Annotated in this window: 15 protein-coding genes, 2 pseudogenes and 1 riboswitch; of the genes and pseudogenes, 9 read left to right on the top strand and 8 right to left on the bottom strand. The window is 51.6% G+C overall.

Features of this window, described 5'->3' with window-relative positions; translation table 11 throughout:
• Window positions 1-58: 58 nt before the first annotated feature.
• A complete protein-coding gene (locus ALO_RS11030) occupies window positions 59-847 on the bottom strand; it encodes a glucosaminidase domain-containing protein (RefSeq protein WP_004095736.1) in 789 nt (262 codons plus the stop codon).
• A 181-nt stretch (window positions 848-1,028) separates the two neighbouring features.
• Here ALO_RS11030 and ALO_RS11035 point away from each other — a divergent pair, with 181 nt between their 5' ends.
• Window positions 1,029-2,048, top strand: a complete 1,020-nt coding sequence (locus tag ALO_RS11035; protein ID WP_004095738.1) for a FliG C-terminal domain-containing protein — start codon at window positions 1,029-1,031, stop codon at window positions 2,046-2,048.
• A gap of 147 nt (window positions 2,049-2,195) precedes the next feature.
• Here the strand turns inward: ALO_RS11035 and ALO_RS11040 are convergent, their stop codons facing one another.
• The 7 genes and pseudogenes from ALO_RS11040 to ALO_RS11070 form a co-directional block, all read right to left on the bottom strand.
• Window positions 2,196-2,897: a TorD/DmsD family molecular chaperone gene (locus tag ALO_RS11040; protein WP_004095741.1), complete on the bottom strand. Its 702-nt coding sequence runs from the start codon at window positions 2,895-2,897 to the stop codon at window positions 2,196-2,198.
• Window positions 2,898-2,912: 15 nt separating this feature from the next.
• Window positions 2,913-4,157: a PucR family transcriptional regulator gene (locus ALO_RS20880; protein WP_004095743.1), complete on the bottom strand. Its 1,245-nt coding sequence runs from the start codon at window positions 4,155-4,157 to the stop codon at window positions 2,913-2,915.
• 22 nt (window positions 4,158-4,179) lie between these two features.
• On the bottom strand, window positions 4,180-4,719 hold the full coding sequence (locus ALO_RS23785; RefSeq protein WP_004095744.1) for a 4Fe-4S dicluster domain-containing protein: 540 nt from the start codon (window positions 4,717-4,719) through the stop codon (window positions 4,180-4,182).
• Between the two features lie 21 nt (window positions 4,720-4,740).
• Entirely contained in the window at window positions 4,741-6,765 is a 2,025-nt protein-coding gene (locus ALO_RS11055; protein ID WP_004095745.1) for a molybdopterin-dependent oxidoreductase, read from the bottom strand.
• A 180-nt stretch (window positions 6,766-6,945) separates the two neighbouring features.
• On the bottom strand, window positions 6,946-7,785 hold the full coding sequence (locus tag ALO_RS11060; RefSeq protein ID WP_004095746.1) for a dimethyl sulfoxide reductase anchor subunit family protein: 840 nt from the start codon (window positions 7,783-7,785) through the stop codon (window positions 6,946-6,948).
• Between the two features lie 12 nt (window positions 7,786-7,797).
• Window positions 7,798-8,380 (bottom strand): annotated as a pseudogene (locus ALO_RS11065) (DMSO/selenate family reductase complex B subunit).
• A 21-nt stretch (window positions 8,381-8,401) separates the two neighbouring features.
• A complete protein-coding gene (locus ALO_RS11070; RefSeq protein ID WP_004095753.1) occupies window positions 8,402-10,777 on the bottom strand; it encodes a DMSO/selenate family reductase complex A subunit in 2,376 nt (791 codons plus the stop codon).
• A gap of 517 nt (window positions 10,778-11,294) precedes the next feature.
• Window positions 11,295-11,380: riboswitch (cyclic di-GMP riboswitch) on the top strand.
• Window positions 11,381-11,477: 97 nt separating this feature from the next.
• On the opposite strand from ALO_RS11070, the gene ALO_RS11075 reads away from it, so the two are divergent.
• The 8 genes and pseudogenes from ALO_RS11075 to ALO_RS11105 all read left to right on the top strand — a co-directional run bounded on the left by ALO_RS11075 (window position 11,478) and on the right by ALO_RS11105 (window position 20,974).
• Window positions 11,478-11,963 carry a hypothetical protein gene (locus ALO_RS11075; protein WP_004095758.1) on the top strand — a complete coding sequence of 162 codons (486 nt, stop codon included), beginning with the start codon at window positions 11,478-11,480 and terminating at the stop codon, window positions 11,961-11,963.
• Entirely contained in the window at window positions 11,938-12,975 is a 1,038-nt protein-coding gene (locus ALO_RS11080) for a hypothetical protein (protein ID WP_004095761.1), read from the top strand. Before ALO_RS11075 ends, ALO_RS11080 begins: the two co-directional genes overlap by 26 nt.
• Before the next feature lie 27 nt (window positions 12,976-13,002).
• Window positions 13,003-14,325: a nucleotide sugar dehydrogenase gene (locus ALO_RS11085; RefSeq protein ID WP_004095763.1), complete on the top strand. Its 1,323-nt coding sequence runs from the start codon at window positions 13,003-13,005 to the stop codon at window positions 14,323-14,325.
• A gap of 253 nt (window positions 14,326-14,578) precedes the next feature.
• Window positions 14,579-14,818, top strand: a pseudogene (locus ALO_RS23145) (polysaccharide deacetylase family protein); the annotation flags it as partial.
• Between the two features lie 668 nt (window positions 14,819-15,486).
• Window positions 15,487-16,101: a polysaccharide deacetylase family protein gene (locus ALO_RS23150; RefSeq protein WP_238528259.1), complete on the top strand. Its 615-nt coding sequence runs from the start codon at window positions 15,487-15,489 to the stop codon at window positions 16,099-16,101.
• 283 nt (window positions 16,102-16,384) lie between these two features.
• Entirely contained in the window at window positions 16,385-18,040 is a 1,656-nt protein-coding gene (locus ALO_RS11095; protein WP_004095776.1) for a glycosyltransferase family 2 protein, read from the top strand.
• Window positions 18,041-18,044: 4 nt separating this feature from the next.
• Complete coding sequence (locus ALO_RS11100) at window positions 18,045-19,916, top strand: polysaccharide deacetylase family protein (RefSeq protein WP_004095778.1); 1,872 nt, start codon at window positions 18,045-18,047, stop codon at window positions 19,914-19,916.
• Between the two features lie 26 nt (window positions 19,917-19,942).
• Entirely contained in the window at window positions 19,943-20,974 is a 1,032-nt protein-coding gene (locus ALO_RS11105) for a glycoside hydrolase family 18 protein (RefSeq protein WP_004095780.1), read from the top strand.
• Window positions 20,975-21,431: the final 457 nt, after the last annotated feature.

Here is a 21,431-nt window from a genome sequence, read left to right on the forward strand (position 1 = left end):
TTCGCCGGCAGGAATAGAACTCCTGCCGGTTTTCAGGAAAATTTTACTGCACATGGCTCTAGCCGTTAAAATTCTTTATGTCCTCGTAAATACGTAAAATCAGTTGGCCATAGGTCTCCCCGGCGGCAAAGGCTTCCTCGAACGAGGCGTATTTCCAGGCCGCATAGCCGGGATACGCCCACCTGCCGCCCAGCTCTTCCCAGGTAGGGCAGCTTCCCCGGGTGACATAGTTAAACCGGGGGTCAATCGGCTTGCGGGGCGCCGGCCGAGTCGTGGCATAAGCCCACAGGTGTTCCAGCTGAGCCCGCACACCATCCTGGGGTGTCGCGAAGTAATAGCCTCTGACGCCCCGGCCGGTTGTGCCCAGACCGGAAAAATTGTTCTGCTCCGGCACCACATCGCCGCCGTAGCGGAAAAATCCGGTTTCCAGCAATGTCTGAGCAAAGGCGATATCGCCGCGAATCCCCATATCCCGGCCAATATCGATATAAAGTCTGGCCACATTCGGCGCATGAGGATTTTTGCGGCGGAGATAGTTCTCCATCTGCTCCGCCGATAATTCCGGCTCTCCCAGAATGGGCGTGCCCCAAGTTTTTACCTTGCCGACTGTCAGAGGATAATACCATCCTGCTTGTTCCTCCGGCCGCAGGAAACCCTGTTCCAGCGAAAAATAGAATTCGGTACTCCCTTCATCCATATGATCAATATGTACATCTCTATCCGTCATGTCTTTTTCCGTATCCGTCAGGGAAGCCGCCAGGCCCGTCGCCGCAACGGCAAGCAGCAAACAGACTGCCGCCGAGCATCGCCTGGCAATACCCCGCCATAAATCCCGGGTTTTAACCATTATTTTCTCCTTCAGTTTAAACAATTGTATGGGACAATCCCGTCCATTATTTGGAAACTCTTTATACAGTATATTTATATTGTACCAAAGAGATGTTTTTCCGTACAGCGTCAGGCAAGAAAAAATTCGGCAGGAATAGCCAAAATCGTCGCGAATAATGGTATCGAGGAGGTGCAACGAAATGAACTACACTCCAACCGGTATTGATACCACGAAAAACATCCGCCCGGCCGGTCATGAACCGGAACTGGCTAAACAAATCATAGCCTTGCTGCTCGCCTGCTCCGATGCGCAGGGGGCCGCCTCTCTGCTGTCCTCTCTGCCAGGCCAGGCGCAGCCTGAAATCATTCTGTGGCTGCTGCAGGCGCAAAAAAATCCTCCGGCGCTCATATCCCTTCTGGGAAGCGCCTTTGGGGCGGAAACAGCCGCCGCCACACAATCCCTGGTCCACTGCCAGCCGGAAACTGTCGCCCGGATCCTGCAGGGCATACAGCCGGAAGCTGTGAAAGACATCCTGCAGTCCTTGCATAAGCTGGACCCGGATCTGGCGTCCCAGCTGGAAGACCGCCTGTTTTTCTTTGAAGACCTGAACCGTATACAAGACCTGGAGCTGCAAGCGATCCTGAGAAAACTGGACCTGAGCAAATTCCCGCTGGCCTTGACCGGCGCCGGGGAGGAATTGAAAAATAAAATACTGAAAAACATTTCCACCCGCTCCGGACAGCATCTGCTGGAAGAGTGCGAATATCTCAGCGACAAGGAAATCGACCCTAAAGAGGTCTGGGAGACCCGCCGCCGGATTATGAACGCCATCCAGGATTTGAGCGATGCCGGCGAAATCAGACTGCCCCGCCGCCGGCACGTGTCCTTGATCAAGCCGGAGGATTACGCCTCTGTGCCGGAAGAGACCCGCAAAATCGTGACTCGCCCGGTGAATGTGCTGCAGATGCTGGACGATGCCCTGCTGCAGGAGGTATTTGACTCCCTGCCGGCCCAGGATATTTTCCGGGCCCTGCTCTGGGTCAGCCAGGATCTCAAGACCCGCTGCTTCTCCCTGCTGGGGAATCGCTGGTATGATCTGACTGAGGAAGAAAATTCCTACCTGGCTAACCCCAACCTGTCCGCCAAAGAAGTGGAAGCCTCTGTACACAAGCTGAGCGAAACCGTCAAACAGGTCCACGGGCGAAAACTCAGCTCATGATTGCTTCCATCATGTTTTAACTATAGTTTCCCGGCTTAAAAAAGGCCGCGTTTCCCCGCGCATCAGCGCGGAATAACGTGGTCTTTTATTTTTGTTTTTTCCAGAGAATGCTTCGCTGATTAAAACTCATTTCAGAAACTTTGGGATTCAGGAGGACTCTGAGTCCCGAAATTCCGACTCCTGAATGGTTTGCAGCATTGCCGCAAGCTCCCCAGCCTCATGCTGCACCCATTCCCGGGTAATGATGGAAAGACCGCGCAGCATATCAGTATTCGCTGCACCCAAAACCACTCGGCAAAACGCAGGCACCCATTGCCAAAGATGTTCCTGCAAGAAACGCTTTTGGCAGTCCAGTCCTTCTATCATCTCATCTAAGTTTTCAAACTTTATGGCCTCCTCGCACAGCCGGGCCATAAAATTAAGCTCAATGCCGATATGATCCTCGGGTTCATTATTTTGCTTCGCAATAGCTGCCCCGGACGATTGATAAAACCGTCTCACGGCCATTGTCGGCTCGCCAAAAAGGATTTTTTCTTCCGTGCGATAGACGGACTCCCAAAGAGGCGCCTCTAAATGTCCCGGCCCCACAAACAGCCGCTTAAAATCTTCCCGCAGCGCTCTTTTATATTCCGGTTCCTGAGACCGGGTCAAGTCTTGTGCGATCAGCCTGCAGCCTCGCAGGAATTCCTCTTTGCTGAGATCTTCGGCTAACACGCTCATCAGATTCGCTTCTCTTGTATTGTCTAAAAAAGCATCTGTGGGGCCTTCTAAATAGAATTGCGCAATAAAACGATAAATGGCCCCTCTCCACCGCAGCCAGTCTTTTATCCAATCAGCGTTTTTCTTCATATTCATCCCACTCCCCTAGTCTCCGCGGTCCATATTGCTTAGCATCGTTTTTATCTGCAGCGCTACATGGAAATTAGCCAGCACGCTCAGATTCTTTAAATCTTTGCCCGTTATTTCTTCGATCTTTTTCAAACGATATCGCAAGGTATTTACATGGACAAACAGCGCCTCCGCGGTCTTGCCGAAATCGGCGGAGGTATAAATAAAGGCGATTAGAGTTTGCAATAAATCGGCGCCATAAATCCGGTCATATTCTTCCAGCAAGCCTAAAGTCTCCTGGCAATATTCCTTTAGCTCCTGTTCGCCCTGATTATAAACAAGCCGCAATACTCCCAGTTCATCGAAAAAGCTTATGCTGGCCTTTCGTTTTAACAAACGATGGATATCCAGTGCAATCTTAGCCTCCTGATAAGCCCGGTACAAGTCTGTTACGCCAGGGTACAGACGCCCTATTCCCGCCGAAAAAGAATAATCATCAGTATGCTTGCTTATGTACTGACATAATCCTGTGACCCATGGCTGAAGCCTGTGCTTATAGGAACCTTTATCGGGAATTTCCTGCGGGACGAGCAAAATGATTTGGCTGTTCCGATCGGCGATTATCGTTTGGGAGTTATTCTCCCGCACATATTCCCTGCTCCAATGATACATCCGCTCTACCGGCAAATTAGCCCTTTCCGGCAATTCACCCGGATCGGCGCCGACAATAACGACACTATGGGGTTTGGCCAGATCCCACCCCCAAATGCCCGCTTTATCGTATATGGCTTCCCGGTTTGGCAAATTATTGTATAAAATGTCCTGGATAAAATCATTATGATATTTTCTCTCAATATCCCGCTCACGTTTCATGCGTGACAACTCAGCCAACGCCCCCAGCGCCGCCGCTCTCAGAGGCTCTTTAAACCTTTCCCGCTCCTGCCCGCTGTCAAGAATGAAGCAATACCCGTAGAGCAAGGAATCTCCTATGGGTTTCATGAGACATGATCTGGGAGCCTTGCCGCACTCGATATCTCCGTAAAAAAACTCTCCGTCGCTGAGCAGCCTCCCGACGGCATCTCCGGCTATAAAACCTTCCGGCTGCTCCACGCTGGCGTCCCCGGCAATAAAGCCGGTCAGGCTATTGAGATGCACATCGCAAATGACCGCTTCCCGGCCCACGATCTCTGCAAGTAAATGCGCAATGGCGGAAATTCCTTTCCCTTGCGCGGCTAAGTCCAAAAAAAGCTGCCAAACATTGCTTTCTGTCATTTCCGTCATAGTAGCTCCAACCTTTGTTTTATCAAAGAAAATACGCTTCTCCTCTTTTTATCTCCCGTATACGCAGACTGGGATGCGTTAAGTTTATGCCTTCTGCCCCGGGAAACTGTATTTTCCCAGGCAATCCATGGTCTGTAATATCAGACACTACCTGCAGGGCCTTTGTCGGACAGCTGAGAACACAAAGCGGCTGGCGCCCCATACTAATATGTTCTATACATAAATCGCATTTATCTACCTTTCCCGTCTGCGGGTTAAAACGGGGTGCGCCAAAGGGACAGGCCTTAACACACCGGCTGCATCCCGTACAGCGCCCCGTCTGATGCACGACGACTCCGTCCCTTCTTTTAGTATAGCTTTTCTCGGGACAGACCCTGAAACATTCGGGATTTTCACAATGATTGCAGGACATGGATATAAAATAATGATGCTTTTTGCCCTTATCCACAACCAATTGTACCGTACGCAACGGAAACGGTTCGTCTTTTTCCTTCCGGCACGCTTTTTCACAGGCCCGGCAGCCGATGCAGCGGCTGGGATCGATAATAAAGCCAAATTGCATGATATCCTTTATCCCTCCTTGTTACACAGGCATAATATTGACAAATGTATCATAGTAGGCTATGGCGGGACCACCGGCGGCCGCTCCCCCCATATCGGTTCTCAAGGGAGGAACCAGGCAATTTAAAGCAATTTCAACTGCCGGCGGCTGATAGATAACAACCGTTCCCTCCGGTACAAATGAAGTGATCCTGCAGGTCACGGCTATTTCGCCCCGGTCGTTCATCAGGCGGCCGGTTTTTCCCTCAACGATTTTGCTTTTCCTGGCGGTTTCAGGATGAAGATAGGCGAAAATTCGCTCCCGGGGTTCACGCTCATGCGGCTGGGAATTGATCCCATCCCGGCTGTGCGGTGTTAAAAGCCGATAGGGATATTTATGCGTTCCACAGGCAGCCTGCGTGTATACCGGCAATGGCGGCAGCCCCGCTTTTTGCGCCTGCAGTGAAAACAGCTCATATTTTCCCGAGGGAGTAGAAAAAGCGCCCTGTTCCCATGGATTTCCCGGAAACTTGAAAGGGCGGGGTCCGTCCAGCAATTCCCATACGTCGGAAATCCCCAGCAGTTTGCACATTTCAGGCGCCATAATATCCGCAAGCCACTCTTTCTCCGTTTTGCCGGCAGGAAATGAATTCGATCCGGGCTTACGCTCATTCAGTTTTTGAACCAGAAGATTAACGATGTCAATATCGGACTTGCACTCCCCAACCGGTGAAATCGCAGGCTGATTAATGCCCAGCCAGTTATGCCAGTAGCTGGGGGTGAGGTCCCAGTGCTCCAGAAAAGTGGTCACCGGCAGAAACAGGTCCGCTTCCCGGGCCGTAGCCGTGAGAAATAAATCCGCTGCGACAACCATATCCAACTGTTTTATATGTTTGCGGATCATATCGACTTCCGCGTTTTGGGTCAGCGGATTGGCATTCGCCAATATCAGCATTTTGATCGGAGGATTCTCTATTTTTGCCAAACCGGCGGCCAAGTCATGGGCAAAAATGACCCGTCCGGGATCTGTCAGTCCCTCGCACTCCTTCACATGCTTCATGAGAAGCCGGCTGATGGACGGATTGGCAAAGTAGACACCCCCTCCCTTTTCCCCAATATGCCCCGTAATGGCAGACAAGGCGTTAATGCATCTCACGTTTTGCCCGCCATTGATATGGCGTTGCACTCCCAGTCCAATCCAAAGCGCTGCCGGTTGGGCGGCATATTCTTCGGCCAGCCTTCGCATCAGCATTGAGGGTACCCCGGTGATATCCGACATCTTTTGCAGGTCTATAGTATCTAAATATTGAAAAAAATCAGCTCCGCCCACCGTATAGCTTTCAACAAAGCCATGGTTGACCAGGTTGTTTTCATAAAGATGCTTTGCCATTCCCAATGCCAAAGCCCCGTCGGACCCCGGCCGTATCTGCACATACAAATCCGCCTGCGCCGCAGTAGCCGTGTAGACCGGATCAATAACAACAAGCTTTGCCCCCAGTTCCCGCGCCTGATTGATATAATCCATCTGGTGAATGGCGGTCCAGGCAGGATTGCTTCCCCAGCAAATGATATGTTTCGTTTGCCCCATAGCCGACGGGTCCAGCTGCATATAATCCCCGACATCGAAGTGCAAAGCGTCCAGCCCCGCACCCCAGCATATGGATCCCGCGGTGTTTGTCGCCCCCAGGCTATTGGCCAGCCAGCTCCATGCCCGATGCAGCAGGCTGATGTTTCCCGAGTTGCTATAACAGCAAATGGGCTCAAAAGAGCCGAATTGCGCAGAAAGACTCAGTATTTTTTCCGCCATGATGTCAACTGCCACAGGCCAGTCAATGCGGATCCATCTTCCCGAACGCCGCGGCTGCTGCAGCATGGGATATAAAATACGTTCCTTATGATACAAAGACCGTATATAACTCTGCCCCCGGGCACATATATACCCTTTGGTATACCCGTGCTGCCGGTCTCCCTGAATCTGCCGGACTTTACCGTTTTCCACCCGGGAGATAAGCCCGCACGTGCTATAGCAATTACTCGGGCATACATGCCGAAACACTTCCGTCCGCATAGTTCCTCCGCGTTAATTCCTGTATTACAGCATCTCCTGTATAAATTATACACTATTTACACAGTACCTTCTTACATAAATCTCCCCGCACAACAATCATCCATCATCAATATAAAAGTGTTTGCCTGTTACGCAAACACTTTTATAAGCATATATAAGGATTTCACTGTCATAAAAGAGTTAAAATTTCCCGATAAAGGGTACGCCGATCCCATAAAACAGATATCGTCCGATAATGGCCGACAGCAGTATCATCGCAAAGGTTCCCTGCAGCCAGGTCTTTGCATCCGCAGACCCCATCCTGTATTTTTTGTGAAACCGGAACATCGAGGCAATGCTGCCCACTGCCAATAGTTGTCCTGCTATAAACAGAGACATTTGATCATAAAGCAGTTTTATGCTTTGCTGCGCCAGACCTGCCCCGTTCACAAAAACCAGATATGCCGCCATGCCGGTTAACTGCAGCACGACAGACGCGGAAATGCCGGCCAGGGCCGCAGGCACAGTCGGCTGCTCCTGCTCTTGCGGCAATTGCCACAGCAGAACCGCATAGCCTATTAAGCCGAGGATGGCAGCCGTGGTATAAAAGGCAATGTGGGTATAGAACGTACTCCAGGCGGCCACTGCCGTGTAGATATAAGTACACGCCGTACTGATCAGGCAGAGGGCCCCGGCAAGCGCTGCCGCCCATCCTGCCAGCCGGTTCATTCCTGCACTTGCCAGCCCCTGTTTTTCCAAAAAGTAACATACAATAACCAGCCCGAAGAATCCGCCGCTGAAGAAAATTTCCCGGCTCAGCCATGACGTCCCTATATTGGCAACCGCTCCATAAGCAGCCAGCGGACTGCCCAGGTGCATCAGCGATGTCCCCATCGCAATTCCCATTAAAACGATGACCCAGCGTAAAATACTTGTTATTGCCAAGCGCCTTTCCCCGTTTAAAATCTGATGGGCGAGAAACAGTCCGATACTCGCCTGGGAAAGCAGTGTAAAGACTACTAAAGGCCATTCGTGTTTCATGCTCCCGCCTCCTTAGCTCTTATCCGCTATCGCGTTTTTATGCGGCTTCATAATTAACGACGGCTTTGTGGAAGGTTTGGGCATGCCTTTGATATAATTTGTGCCGCCGTATTTTTGACGCAATTCCTCCACGGGTCCCACATCCAGCACCCGCATGGGACAAGCCGTCACGCAGGCAGGCTTCTTGCCTTCCGCCAGAAGGTCCCGGCACAAATCGCATTTTCCCGTTTTTCCCGTATCAGGATTGTATTGCGGTGCGCCGTAAGGGCAGCTCATAATGCAATAGCGGCAGCCGATGCACTTCTTGGGATCGACAAACACAATCCCGTCTTCCTTACGTTTTTGCATAGCGCCCGTGGGACAATTTTTGACGCATGCCGGTTCAGCGCAGTGATTACAGCTCATTGAAATCCAATAAGCGTAGATATCACCGGTCACTACCGCATTGCTTTCTATGTATCCCCCTCCGGCGTACTCGGTCACTTTCCGGAACAGTTGTCCAACCTTCAGGTTATTTTTATTCTTTACAAGCGATTTGGCAAGTTGAACATCCCACACAATTCTCTTGTTGAAAATAGAAGCCAAGCTGGGCCATTTTACTCACTCCTCCCCATCCTTACGCCTTGGTAATCTGAACAAGATTCGTGTGCTGCGGATTGCCGAATGCCAGCGGAGTAGGATGATATTTTGTGATGGCATTGGTGCATCCCCGCTGGTCAACGCCCTGGGCATCCGGATTCCACCACGCTCCCTGCGGTACCGATATCACACCCGGCATCATGCGAGGAGTAATTTTTACCGGCAGCATCATACTGCCGCGATCATTGTAAACCTTTACTTTCTCACCGTTTTGCAGCCCTCTGTCCGCCGCGTCCCGGGTATTGACCCAGACTTCCTGCGGAGCCGCCTCTTCCATCCAGCGAACATTATCAAAGGTCGAATGAACGCGGCGTTTGAAGTGATGGCCTATGCACTGCAGCGGATACTTGCCGCGCAGCGGGTCCGCCGGTCCTTCCCAGGCAGCGATATATTTCGGAATGGCAGGAATCTCTTTGGGTTTGTTCATGGCCCACAAGCGAGGTGAAAAAATCTCAATTTTGCCCGACGGCGTAGGAAAGGGATTATGTTCCGGGTCTTCAATTTGTTTTTGAAAGGCAATGCTGGGCTCTTGATATTGCCAGCGGTATACGCCTTTCGCCTTGAACTCCTCATAAGACGGGAAACCCGGGTTTGCCTTGCGCGTGTCGTCCACTATTTTACGCAGCCATTGCTCTAATGTTTTGCCTTCCGTAAATTTTTCTCTCAGACCTAATTTTTCGGCGAGATCGGAGATCCAGTCATACCCATTGCGGCATTCAAATACCGTATCCACCGCTTTATTCATATACAGGATATAGTCGCCGTAGCCCCAGGGCGTAACAATGTCTTCCCGCTCCATCATATTGTCAGACGGCAGTAAAATATCGGCGAATTTAGCGCTGGCTGTCATGAAATGCTCGCTGGCCACAATACATTCCACCAGGCTTTCATCTTCCAATATCTTGGCGGTTCCGCCGCAATCCGAATGCTGGTTAATGAGACAATTTCCGGCGAGGTTATAAATCATCTTAATGTTGGTTGATAATTTTTTAACGCCTTTTACCCCTTGTTCCGTTCCCATGTCTTTGCCATGCTGAATCGCATCCGGCCAAATATAGCAGGAGATCGAAGCCTTGCAAGGATTATTGACAGGGATGGCGCCAATCTTTTGGCTGCGGGCCTGGGAAGCGTTTCCTGACGCCCAGCCGCCTTTTATGCCGACATTCCCGGTCATGGCCGCTAAAACAGTGCCGCTCCGGACAACCTGCTCGCCGTAAGCATGCCTTTGGGGACCATATCCCTGAATCAGGGCCCCCGGTTTCATCGTGGCATACTCCCGCGTCAGCTGTATAATTTTATGGCGCGGGATTCCGGTGATCGTTTCTGCCCATTCAGGCGTTTTGGCAGTCTTATCGTCGCCTGATCCCATTACATAGCTCCGGTAAGAATTCCCCGGCGGAATATGATCAGGCATATGTTCTTCATCAAAGCCCAGGCAGTATCTGTCGAGAAAAGGCTGATCCTGCAGATTTTCACTGATCATGACATACGCCATGGCATCCAGCAGCGCACTGTCGGTTGTAGGCCGGATGGGAATCCATTCATCGGCCAGCCCTATGGCGGTATTGGAATACATCGGATCGATGACCACGATCTTTGCCCCGGCTTCCTTCGCCTGTTTTAAGTAATAGGCGGTGTTTGTCCCATGGATCGTTTCCGCCGGGTTCCATCCCAGAAGAATAATCAGCTTGGAATCGGCCCAGGTCTCGCGGCTGCTGCCGGTAGCCGTCGTTCCATAGGTATAGGGAGTGGCCATGGACGTGCAGGCAGTGCTGTAAGTCCCATAGTAGTTTAAATACCCGCCGTACATGCCCAGCAGACGGGACATCCATACTCTCTCAGCCACTTTGCCGGCAATGCCGCTGCCGTATTGCATATAGATCGCTTCCGGTCCATATTGCTGCATAATACGCTGAGTGTGGCCGGCAATGATCGTTAATGCTTCATCCCAGGTGATGCGTTCAAATTTGCCTTCGCCGCGCTTGCCTACCCGTTTCATCGGATATTTCAACCGATCCGGATGATAAAGCCGGTCACGGTAAGAGCGGCATCGCAAACATCCTCTGAGCTGCGGCATCTGAGGCGTATCCGGGATATCGTCGTCCGTGGATATACGGGTAATGATCCCATCGCTGACATGCGCCTTGATGCGGCACCTTCCCCCGCAATTATGGGAGCCGGCAGTCAGTACAACCATTTCCGGCACTCTTGCTTCCGACATTTTCGCCATCCCGGTAAAAATATCTTCGGAAAGCATTCCTAAAGCACTGAGCCCCCCGACTGTTGCTGCACTGCATGTAAAAAATTTGCGCCGTGAAATCCGTTGGACCCAAAAATCTGTTTTATCTCCCACATGAGCCACATCCTTTCCGCTTCGTATTTTTCTAAGATTCAAGCAACTATTCATATATAAAGAATATTTTATTTGCCGGACGCAAGTCCTCTTGGATAAAATGCAGAAATATCCCCGCCTTGATTGTAGAAATGAACAATCGCGCGCTGAAAGCGCTGCGCAGGAACGGAAGCATGCAGTGATGATTTCTTTTTCTGTCACGGCTACATGATCTTCTTATACGAAAAAGGGACCGGGCGCTGCTTTTCAACCAAACCCGCTTCTGGATTAATGGCCTGGAATCACACACGTTCATCTGATAGATTGTTAATATTTAACAGGAATTTTATTGCAGGCATTGCCAAAAACGGCGAAAACGGCAGGATCATGCAGCTAATTGATCATGGCCTTCCGCCGGCGATAGACGGAAAGCATCTAAATAGTCAAAAAAATTAATGCATTTGATAAAAAAATATGTCATAATAGTCACCATAATACCATCTACATAATAAAGTGCATGATCTCTTATGAGAGAACTTAATAAACACGGCAAACTTATTGAAAAATAAGGACGCAAAGCTATGGGTCTACGTACTTTAAGTATATGGCTGCCAGGTTGCAAAACTGCAACCTGGCTTTTTTGTTAGCTTAAATCATACGGTCAGTCTGATGCGACGGTAAATTTACCACAGGCGAACTTTGTCAGGCAGGGAGGGTTCTGGTGAAAAAGTTTTTACTATTACCGTTTGCCATGGCAACGGTAATCAGCAGTCTGCCCGCAGGGAATCCATGCCGTGACGAACTGGCCGGGGCTGAGCCGTGGACGGGGAACATAGCATATGCAAGCGGTTTTTCGGACGCCGGCGACCCTGCGGTTGCATCCCGGGAGAATATGGAAGAAAACAAAGCCAGGATTTCTTACGAGCTGGCGAAAATTACGGCCGATATCGTATCCGTCCCGACCGCCGATACGGAAAATTTCAAAAGGACAGTTGCTTACGCCAATGCCCGGATTACAGCAACAGTGATGCCGCTGCTGCCCGACAGTCAGAAAAAGGATTTTGCCAATGAAATGGCCCAGCTTACCACGGCGATCATGAATGACCCGAATCCGGATGTCGAAATAGCCAAAACGGAATTAACCTATAAAATTGCCCTGCTGACAACAAAAATCATCACCAATGCCGGTAAAGGCAAATGCCGGTAAAGGCAACAGCGGTGCTGCTCCGGCGGCACCGCAGCCTCGACGTAATGGCAAAACGCCGCGCCAGGCAGCCGATGCCGGCGCTCCCCCCGCAACAAGCTCAGGGGACATCGACCCGGAAACCCACGCGGCTCTGATCCATGAATTAATGCAGACTGGCCAGGACAGCCGCCGGGCCGGCGATAAAATCAATACCGCCGGCGAAGTCCGCTATCATTATGCCCTGAACAGCGGCGCCGGCCTTTGGGGTCAGGATATATCCGGCTTCCGCGCCCGCCTGGCCTTTGATGCTGAGACCCGCCCGGATTGGCGCATCCACGGCATGCTGGAGGGCAAAAGAAATATCCTCAATTATGATAACCATGCCGGCCTGCCTTATCTTTTCCTGGAAGGGAAATTAGGCCGGTCGCTGCTGCGGGCAGGGTCTTTCAGCCACCTTATGGCTGAAGGAAATATTTACGACAGCGGTTTTGACGGCATTCAGCTTAATTTCGGCGAACCGGTGAAATACAGGCTGAGTTACGGGGAAACCGGGCATTCAAAGGAAACGGCGATAGCCACGGCACGCTACGAGGATTTTGATTACAACCTGGAAGCCGGCGTCTATCACTATCGGACAGACACAGATCAGAAAAATACGATCCGGTCTCTGGGCGGAAATTACAATTTCAGCAATTTTGGCGTAGGAGCCACGATTTTGAGCGCAACGCTGCAAGACAGCCAGGGAGATCATGACGGCTATGTGTTGAGTTTTAACTACGGCGGTTTAAAAACCTGGCGTCCGGGCACCTACAGCCTGTTTGCCAAATATTACAATCAGCCGCAGGGAACCTATATTATGCATGGAATGAACGGCCCCGGCAGCCGGATGCAAGGATTTAAGGGCTACGGCTTAGGAATGGGCTATACGGTGGCGGCGAATTTTGTGGCAGGCCTCGAATATTACGACCTGTCAGAAAAAGCCTCCGGCGATAGCGCCAGAACCTGGTGGAGTTACCTCATGCAATATTTTTAAATACATTAGCAGGTGAAATCGGAATATATGGAAATTTTATTAAAATTACAGGCAAAAGAAGCTTTGCTGGCAGTTGTAGGCCTTGGCTATGTAGGGTTGCCGCTGGCGGTTGCGTTTGCCGGAAAAGTCCGGACCCTTGGCTTTGATATTAATCCGGAAAAAGTGGCTGTTTATCAGCAGGGAATTGATCCTACCCATGAAGTCGAAACGGCGAAGCTCCAAAGCACGACACTGGAATTTACTACTGATCCAGCCCGGCTGAAAGAAGCCCGCGTGATCATTGTTGCAGTGCCGACGCCGGTCAATGGAGATAAAACCCCGGATTTAACGTCCGTTGTCAGCGCCAGTGCACTGATCGGGGAAAATCTGACGCCGGGCAGTATTGTCGTTTTTGAATCGACGGTGTATCCCGGGGTTACCGAGGATATTTGCATTCCGGTGTTAGAGTCGAAATCAGGCCTGGCATGCGGCAAAGATTTCAGGGTAGCCTATTCACCGGAAAGAATCAATCCCGGCGATAAAGTGCAAAGACTGGAAAATATCCGGAAGATTGTTGCCGCGACAGATGAGGAAACATTGGAAACGGTTGCGGCGATTTATGAACTGATTATTCAGGCGGGAGTATATAAAGCAGCCGGCATTAAGGTGGCGGAAGCGGCAAAGCTGGCTGAAAATGCCCAGAGAGACATTAACATTGCTTTTATGAATGAACTGGCCCTGGCATTCGACCGCATGAAAATCAACACCAAAGATGTAATCGACGCCATGAACACCAAATGGAATGCCCTGCGGTTTCAACCCGGCCTGGTAGGCGGGCATTGCATCGGCGTGGACCCGTATTACTTCATTTATCAGTTCCAGATGCTGGGGTATCACTCGCAGCTTATTGCCGCCGGCAGAAAAATTAACGATGCCATGGCCGGCTTTGTCGCTGACAACATTATAAAAAAAGTGATTCAAGCCAATAAAAATCTAAAAAGAGCCAACATTTATATTATGGGAATTACCTTTAAAGAAAATTGCCCGGATATGCGCAATTCAAAGGCCGTCGACGTCTGCAGGCACCTTGCCGGATATGGAATTCAGGTAAAAGTGGCTGACCCGGTTGTTGATCCCGCAGAATTTAAAAAAGAATACTGCCTGCCGCTTGTCAGGCTGGAAGAGGTCAAAAATGCCGATTGCCTGGTATTTTTAGTTGCCCATCAACACTTCCGGGAACTACAGCCGGCGAATCTGGCCGGCATGTTCAAGCAGCCAGGGCGGCAAACCCGTCATGTCATTATTGATATCAAGCATATATTTGAGCGTAAAGTAATGGAAGAAAGCGGTTATTCCTACTGGAGCCTTTAAGTACAAGGCGGTGATATGCGTGAAATATAAAACAATACTGCTGGTGCCGGTTCTGCTGCTGTTGGGCGTTTATCTGACCGGAATCCCGTTTATCGGACTATTTTCACTTCTGCCAGAACAGGCTGCCGCTTTATTTTCCATCCGTACAGTTCAGGCGACAGCTGCCGATAACCAGGCACAGGAAATCAGGGTGATTCCTACTACCGAGCCGGCGCTCTCCTTTACCTTCGGCGGCTTAAGCAGGGAGGCGGCAGTGAGCGATGTGCTCCGGCGGCTCCGCGGTCTGGGCATCAGGGCGACGTTTTTCGTCATGGAACCGGAAATCCGGCGGCATCCGGCAACGCTGCGGAAAATTATCGCCGACGGGCACGAAATCGGCATTGCCATACGGCCGAAAGACGGGGAAGCGCCGGACGAAACCCGCCGGATGATTTTAGCTACCGGCAGGCTGCTGCAGGAGCAGTTCGGGGTGACCACCGGCCTGGTAAAACAGCCCTGGGGAGCCGTGTCGGACACGACAAAAGAAGCGGTTGCCGGTCTGGGATATAGGCTGATTGGCCAATCCGTCAATGTGGTGCAAAGCAGGCATAAGGACTATACGGCCGCCGACCAGGTGATGGCCGAGATTTTCGGCAAATTTGCCCTGTCTTTATCCCGGGGGCAGATCGTCCATTTCAGAATGGACTATTATAGCAATGAGCGTCTGGCTGGCGATCTGGTCGAAACCATTAAATGGCGCAAAGTGGATAACATTGCCTATGCACCCTCCTACGACAATCCCGCCAATAACCCGGCCAATGATTCGCAGTATGCGATAAAGCCGGTCGGCGAGCTGCTCAGGCACAGCCGGTTTATCTATCAATATCCGGCCGATCCGGCGACCATTCCGGGCGGCTTACGCTACGACGGTCCCAGTGTAAGAATCACAGGGCGCAATGTAATGGCCGAAGCCGCCAAGCGGTATATCGGCCATAAAGATGTCAATTACGAAGACCGTATGCTAGGCTTCTCGAAAATGGAGACCCGCCGCCTCGATACCAGCGGCTTGATCCATACGGAGGACAGGGTTATTTTTCTCACTTTTGACGACTGGGAACAGACGCCGCGATCAATAAGCTGCTGTATGTTCTGCGCAAGCACCGGGTTACGGCGACGTTTTTCATTACGACCAATAACGTATTATATAATCCGAACCTGCTCCGGGCGATTGCCATGGAAGGCCATGAAATCGCCAGCCATTCCGATCAGCATCTGCCGCTGGTCATTCGCGATCCGCGAACCGGCCGGCTGGTACAAACCCAGGATAAAGACGAATATCGCGCCGACCTTGCCGCAGCCTACCGAAAATTGCGGGCTGTCACCGGAGATGTTCTTGTGAACGGCCGGCCGGCCCTGACCCGTTTTTTCCGCCCACCGACGCTGGCGATCAGCAAAACGGGGCTGGAAGCAGCCTTTGACGCCGGCTGCGAATACATTGTCGCCGGCTCGGGCAACACCTACGACTATACGGCGGAAAATGCGCCGCAGCTTGTGAGAACAATGAAAGACGTGGTTTATACGGAAAAAGGGGAACTAAAAAGAGGCGCGGTTTTAATCATGCATATGAGCGACAGTTCGGCATACACGGCAATGGCTTTGGACATTCTGCTGACCGCCAATGCCGCCAGGACGGATTCCGATCCTGCCAAATTCAAAGCCGGCCGGTTATCTGATTATTTATCCGCCGGGTATTCGCAGATCAGCCGGAAGCAATCGCTGCAATTAAACAGGCTGTGAACAGGGTTTGGCCTGTTCTACCGGTCCAGTCGCGGGTGCCTGGTTGAATAAGCTGCAGCAGGCAGCTGGAAAATGGCGGGAATGTGGATCATGCGGATAAGAAACAAAGTATTCCGGCAAAAAAATAAAAAAAGAAACCGATGTCCTGCTGCTCGACAGGCCGGACCGCAGACGGCTCGCCAAAGTTCCCGACCGGGAAGGACTGCGGACAAACGCCGACAGGCGCCGTCTGAAAACAGACACCGCCCCGGACGATGCGGCAGGCTTGATCGTCAGCCAAACGATGGGCAGAAGATATCTGATTGATTATGACGTTTCCCTCCGTTATCTTGCCGCCGGCAAGAGTGTTGCCTGTCCGGTAAAAGGAATCGATATTTCCACGACCGGCATGCTGCTGGAAGTCCCCCCGGAAGTCGGGCAAGACTTGCGGCAGGCGGAGAAAATCAGCCTGAAGTTTGTCATCGCGCCCGGCACCATGCCGGAAGGATATGAAATGAAAGTCCGTATGGCGGCTAAATTTATCCGCCTGAGTGAAAGCCCGGACGGGAAAACGCGGTGCGGCGTGGAATTTGCCCAATCGCTGGCTCAGTATGCGGCCAGGAGGAAAAGCCGCTATCTGCTGCCGGCGGCCGCTTTCCTGCTGTTTGTGATTACCGCCTGCATCCTGCTGCTGCGGGCGGAAAGCGTACTGTATTTTAAATTTAATCAAACCCTGTATCTGTACAGCATCATTGCGGCTACTTTTTTGCTGACCCGTTACCTGTTCGCCTCCTTTTACCGCCCTGTTCCCATCGACAAAGACTTTACGCCCGGAGTTTCCATCATCGTGCCCTGTTTCAATGAGGAAACCTGGATACAAAAAACGATTGCAGGCTGCCTGAATCAGGATTATCCCAGCGATAAGCTGGAAGTGATCATCGTCGACGACCACTCCGACGACCAATCGGTTGCGAGAATCAAAGAAATCGTGGAAAAGCTGAAAACCCAGGAGCCATATTACCGGGTCGGCGACAGGCTGCACTATCTCTGCCAGGAAAAGAACGCCGGCAAACGGGAGGCCCTGGCGCGGGGAACGTTGATGGCCAGGCATGAACTGGTGGTGTTTGTGGATTCGGACAGCTTTTTAGAACCGTTTGCCATCCGCAACGTCGTCCAGCCGTTCAAAGACGCCAAAACGGGCGGGGTCACCGGCCGGACCGACGTGGCCAACACCTATACCAACGCCCTGACGAAAATGCAGGCTGTGCGCTATTTTATCGCCTTTCGCATCATGAAAGCGGCGGAAAGCTATTTTGACGCCGTCACCTGTTTATCCGGCCCTCTCTCCTGTTACAGAAAAGCTCTGGTGGTCAGGCATCTGGACAGCTGGCTGCAGCAGACATTTCTCGGCGAGAAAGCCACCTTCGGCGATGACCGCAGCATGACCAATTTTATCTTGCGCGGCAACCGGACCGTTTATCAGGATACGGCCGTCTGCCATACCATCGTCCCCAACACCTATCGTGTTTTTTTGAAACAGCAGATGCGCTGGAAGCGCTCCTGGCTCAGGGAATCGCTGATTGCCGCCGGCTTCATGTGGCGCAAAGAACCGTTTATGGCCCTATCCTTTTATGCAGGGCTGCTCATCCCGGTCCTGGCGCCGGTGACCGTTGTGTATAACCTGGTGTACATTCCCCTGGTCCACCGGGTGTTTCCGCTGACCTTTGCGGCCGGCCTTCTTTTGATGGCCATGCTCATGAGCATGGCGCAACTGCTGCTGCGGAAAAGCTCCACCTGGATTTTCGGCCTGTGGTTCTGCCTGTATTACGAGGCCGTGCTGTTGTGGCAGATGCCGGTTGCCTGGGTGACCTTCTGGAAAACTACCTGGGGAACGCGCATGACGCCCGCCGACATCATGGAGCGGTTAAAAAAGAACCGCCGGCAGCAAAAGAAGGCATAAGACAATGACAACAGCCGATGAGAAATTTACCGCCCGCAAAAACAAAAAGAAACGAATCCGTACAGCCGGGCAGATCCTCTTCCTCCTGGCAGTGGCTGCCTTTTGCACCAACGCTTTATTTACCTTAACCCCCTATATTTCCTATACCGGACAGCCGGTGAAATTTTCCGGGGACAAGGGCTTTATCGCGCTGGCCTATTTCGGCGTGGAACGGACCGGCACCCAGGCGTTGATCGGAACAGACCGTTTGCGGGAACATCTGCAGGCGCTGAAAAAGCTGGGCTATGTCACGATCAGCCAGCAGGATATTGCGGACTACTACCGGTCAGGCAAGGAACTGCCGGAAAAATCACTGTTTCTGATCTTTGAAGACGGCCGGCGGGATACAGCCATTTTCGCCCAGAAAATCCTCGAAGAATTGAACTTTAAAGCAACCATGCTGACCTATGCGGCAAATTTCGCAAAACAGGATCCTAAATTTTTAACGCCGGACGAGTTGAAAAATCTGGAGAAAACAAGTTTTTGGGAACTGGGCACCAATGGATACCGTCTGGCATTTATCAACGTATTCGACCGGTACGGCAATTATCTGGGAGAACTGAACCCATTGCAGCATGCCAAAGTTGCGCCATATTTAGGACGCAAATACAATCACTATTTAATGGATTATATCCGCGACGAATACGGTATTCCCAAAGAAAGCCACACCCGGATGAAAGACCGGATTGCCTATGATTATGAAGCGCTGGGGAATATTTACGCAAGGTCGGTAGGGTATATACCCGGAACGCATATCTTAATGCATTCCAATACCGGCAGCTTCGGCAATAACGCTGCAGTAAGCGTTGTGAACAAACACTGGATAGAAGCGCTGTTTACGATGAACTTCAACTGGGAAGGATTCTGTTTCAATCAGCGCAGCAGCAGCATTTACGACCTGACCAGAATGCAGCCCCAGGCCTATTGGTCTGCCAATCATTTGCTGATGCGGATCCAATACGATATCCATCAGCCGGCGGATTTTATCAAAGGCGATCTGGATAAGCAAAACGCCTGGGAAACGCTAAAAGGAGCAGCGGAATTGAAAGAAGAAACAATTATTTTAACCTCGTTGCCAAACGATAAAGGGCTGCTGCGATTAAAAAACAGCAACGACTTTGCCGACCTGAAGCTGGCCGTGCGGCTCAGGGGAAACAAACTGGGCCTGCAGAAAATCTATCTCAGAACCGGCGAAAAATTCAGCCGCTTCCTGGCCGTATCGATACAGGATAATATCCTCTATATTACCGAAAAAACCGGCGGCAGCGAAACGGAATTATGCAAGCTAAACCTGGATCAACACGATGGCAAGACCGTCCAGTCCGTTCCGGAGGATAAAAAAGCGGCGGAAATGCGGGCTCTGGAAGCCTTCCTGCAGTATGCCGGGTCTGCCGGGCAAGCCGGGCTTTACTCCAAGCGCCTGCAGGCTAAAAGCCTTGAAGACGTCCCCACCGTAGCCCAGGGCGCGGCGGCCTATATTCCTGACCTCAGCGCGCATGAAAAAGGCGACCGGACGCTGTCGCTGTCTCTCGCGGGAGATAAAATCAGCGTGCAAGTGGACGGCCAGGCTGCCGTAACCGATTTACAACTATCCAATACGGCCGCAGGCTCCGTTTATCTGGAATCGGCCTGGAGCGGCTATGGCTGGAGTCAAAGAAATCCGGCCGACGATGTATACGACGGCGTGTTTGAAAAGCTGGTGATCACCGAAACCACGGGCCGTCTGGCAGAGGAAAAGATTTTATTCGACAGCGGGCTGCAAGGCTGGGATGCCGTCAAATTCGCCGTGAAGAAATATTGGCAGGCGCTCATCAACTGGTTTATTGTCAATTTTTAACCATTTACAGCCGCGGGAGGAAGTCCATGCGAAAGATATTGGGTGAAATGCTCAAAGCAATTGTATTTGCCTCTGCCGTTTTCAGCCTGGTCAGCTGCTTTTACGGCCTCTCCGCCGGCAAAGCGGACGCCAAAGAGCCAGCCAGGCGGTCGGCCTGGCTGGCTTACTGGGATTTGGCCGCCGGCGAAAAAGATTTGCACAAGCTGGAAAAAAGACTGACCAGCCTCTCTTATTTCGCTGCCTATTTTGACAAGGACGACCGCCTGTTCATCCCTCCCGCGCTGATCGACAAAAAAAAGGAACTGCAAAAAACCGGCAAAAAACATGAAGCGTATCTTACCTTTGTCAATGATAAGCAAAATCCCGACGGCTCGGCGGCCATAAAAGACACGGCAGTCCTCCGCAGGCTGTTTGCCGATGCTGCTTCGATGGAAAAGCACATTGACGAAATCCTGGCGCTGGCTTTGCAGGGCGGCTTTGACGGCATTGAAATTGATTATGAGCGAATATGGAAAGACCAGGCTGTGGGGCAGTCTTTCCTGCGATTTACCCGCTCGCTTTACCGCAAGACGCTGCAAAACAACCTGCAGCTCAGGATCGTGCTGGAACCGGGTGCGCCGTTTGCCGGCACGACTTTTACCGAGGGGCCGGAATATGTCGTCATGCTGTATAACCTGCATGGCCTGCACAGCGGCCCCGGCCCAAAGGCCGACCGGAGCTTTATCGAAAAAACGCTGCAGCGGATGCAGTCCCTGCCCGGCGCCAGGTCGGTTGCCTTTGCCACCGGCGGCTGCCTCTGGGGCGATAACGGCGAAAAACGCCTGCTGACAGAGGTGGAGGCGAGAACACTGGCCACGCTTCATGGCGCGGCAGCCACCCGGGATGCGGCGAGCCGGAGCGTTGCATTCGCTTTCCGGGAGAACGGCGTTTCCTACCAGGTGTGGTATGCCGACGCCAAAACGCTGCAATATTGGACCGGCATCGCCGCCAGGCAGGGAGCGGCAAATATCAGCCTGTGGCGGCTGGGCGGCAACGCCGACATAGGAAAAATCCGCTAGGACCTTATTTTATTGCCGCATCAAGCGCTGTACCGTTTGTTTGAATGATCTTTTTGTAGTATGCAAACGACGCTTTTTTACTTCTCCGCAAGGTGCCGTTCCCTTCATTGTCTTTATCAACATGGATTTTTGCAGGTTTTATTGGACTTACTGCCTATGGATACCAGAAAAATCCGGACTTCCACCCCATCCCATATTACCGGCTCGGCCAGAATTCCAATACAGGCAAAGGTTTCCCGGCTTACTATTTTATAGAGACGGCTTTTTGCCACCCTGTTGCCAAAAGCCGTGCGCGCAACTTCTCCCGCACTAACACCGCTTCATAGAAATTTTCCGGGATATCATAATTCCTGCTAAGACCGTCACACATATGGTCAATACTTCTTCTTTTGGTTCCCGGCTGTATAATTCTAGCGGTACCCTCGCTTCCTAATTAGATACACAGACGGCAAAAAAA

The organism is Acetonema longum DSM 6540, assembly GCF_000219125.1.
Lineage (GTDB): Bacteria > Bacillota > Negativicutes > Sporomusales > Acetonemataceae > Acetonema > Acetonema longum.

Bases quoted from the DNA above. Each gene is read 5' to 3' on its own strand.
- ALO_RS20880 (WP_004095743.1), bottom strand. From the start codon at position 4,157: ATGACGGAAATGACAGAAAGCAATGTTTGGCAGCTTTTTTTGGACTTA.
- ALO_RS11100 (WP_004095778.1), top strand. From the start codon at position 18,045: ATGACAACAGCCGATGAGAAATTTACCGCCCGCAAAAACAAAAAGAAA.
- ALO_RS11030 (WP_004095736.1), bottom strand. From the start codon at position 847: ATGGTTAAAACCCGGGATTTATGGCGGGGTATTGCCAGGCGATGCTCG.
- ALO_RS23785 (WP_004095744.1), bottom strand. From the start codon at position 4,719: ATGCAATTTGGCTTTATTATCGATCCCAGCCGCTGCATCGGCTGCCGG.
- ALO_RS11095 (WP_004095776.1), top strand. From the start codon at position 16,385: ATGGGCAGAAGATATCTGATTGATTATGACGTTTCCCTCCGTTATCTT.
- ALO_RS11105 (WP_004095780.1), top strand. From the start codon at position 19,943: ATGCGAAAGATATTGGGTGAAATGCTCAAAGCAATTGTATTTGCCTCT.
- ALO_RS11040 (WP_004095741.1), bottom strand. From the start codon at position 2,897: ATGAAGAAAAACGCTGATTGGATAAAAGACTGGCTGCGGTGGAGAGGG.
- ALO_RS11085 (WP_004095763.1), top strand. From the start codon at position 13,003: ATGGAAATTTTATTAAAATTACAGGCAAAAGAAGCTTTGCTGGCAGTT.
- ALO_RS11080 (WP_004095761.1), top strand. From the start codon at position 11,938: ATGCCGGTAAAGGCAAATGCCGGTAAAGGCAACAGCGGTGCTGCTCCG.
- ALO_RS11060 (WP_004095746.1), bottom strand. From the start codon at position 7,785: ATGAAACACGAATGGCCTTTAGTAGTCTTTACACTGCTTTCCCAGGCG.
- ALO_RS11055 (WP_004095745.1), bottom strand. From the start codon at position 6,765: ATGCGGACGGAAGTGTTTCGGCATGTATGCCCGAGTAATTGCTATAGC.
- ALO_RS11035 (WP_004095738.1), top strand. From the start codon at position 1,029: ATGAACTACACTCCAACCGGTATTGATACCACGAAAAACATCCGCCCG.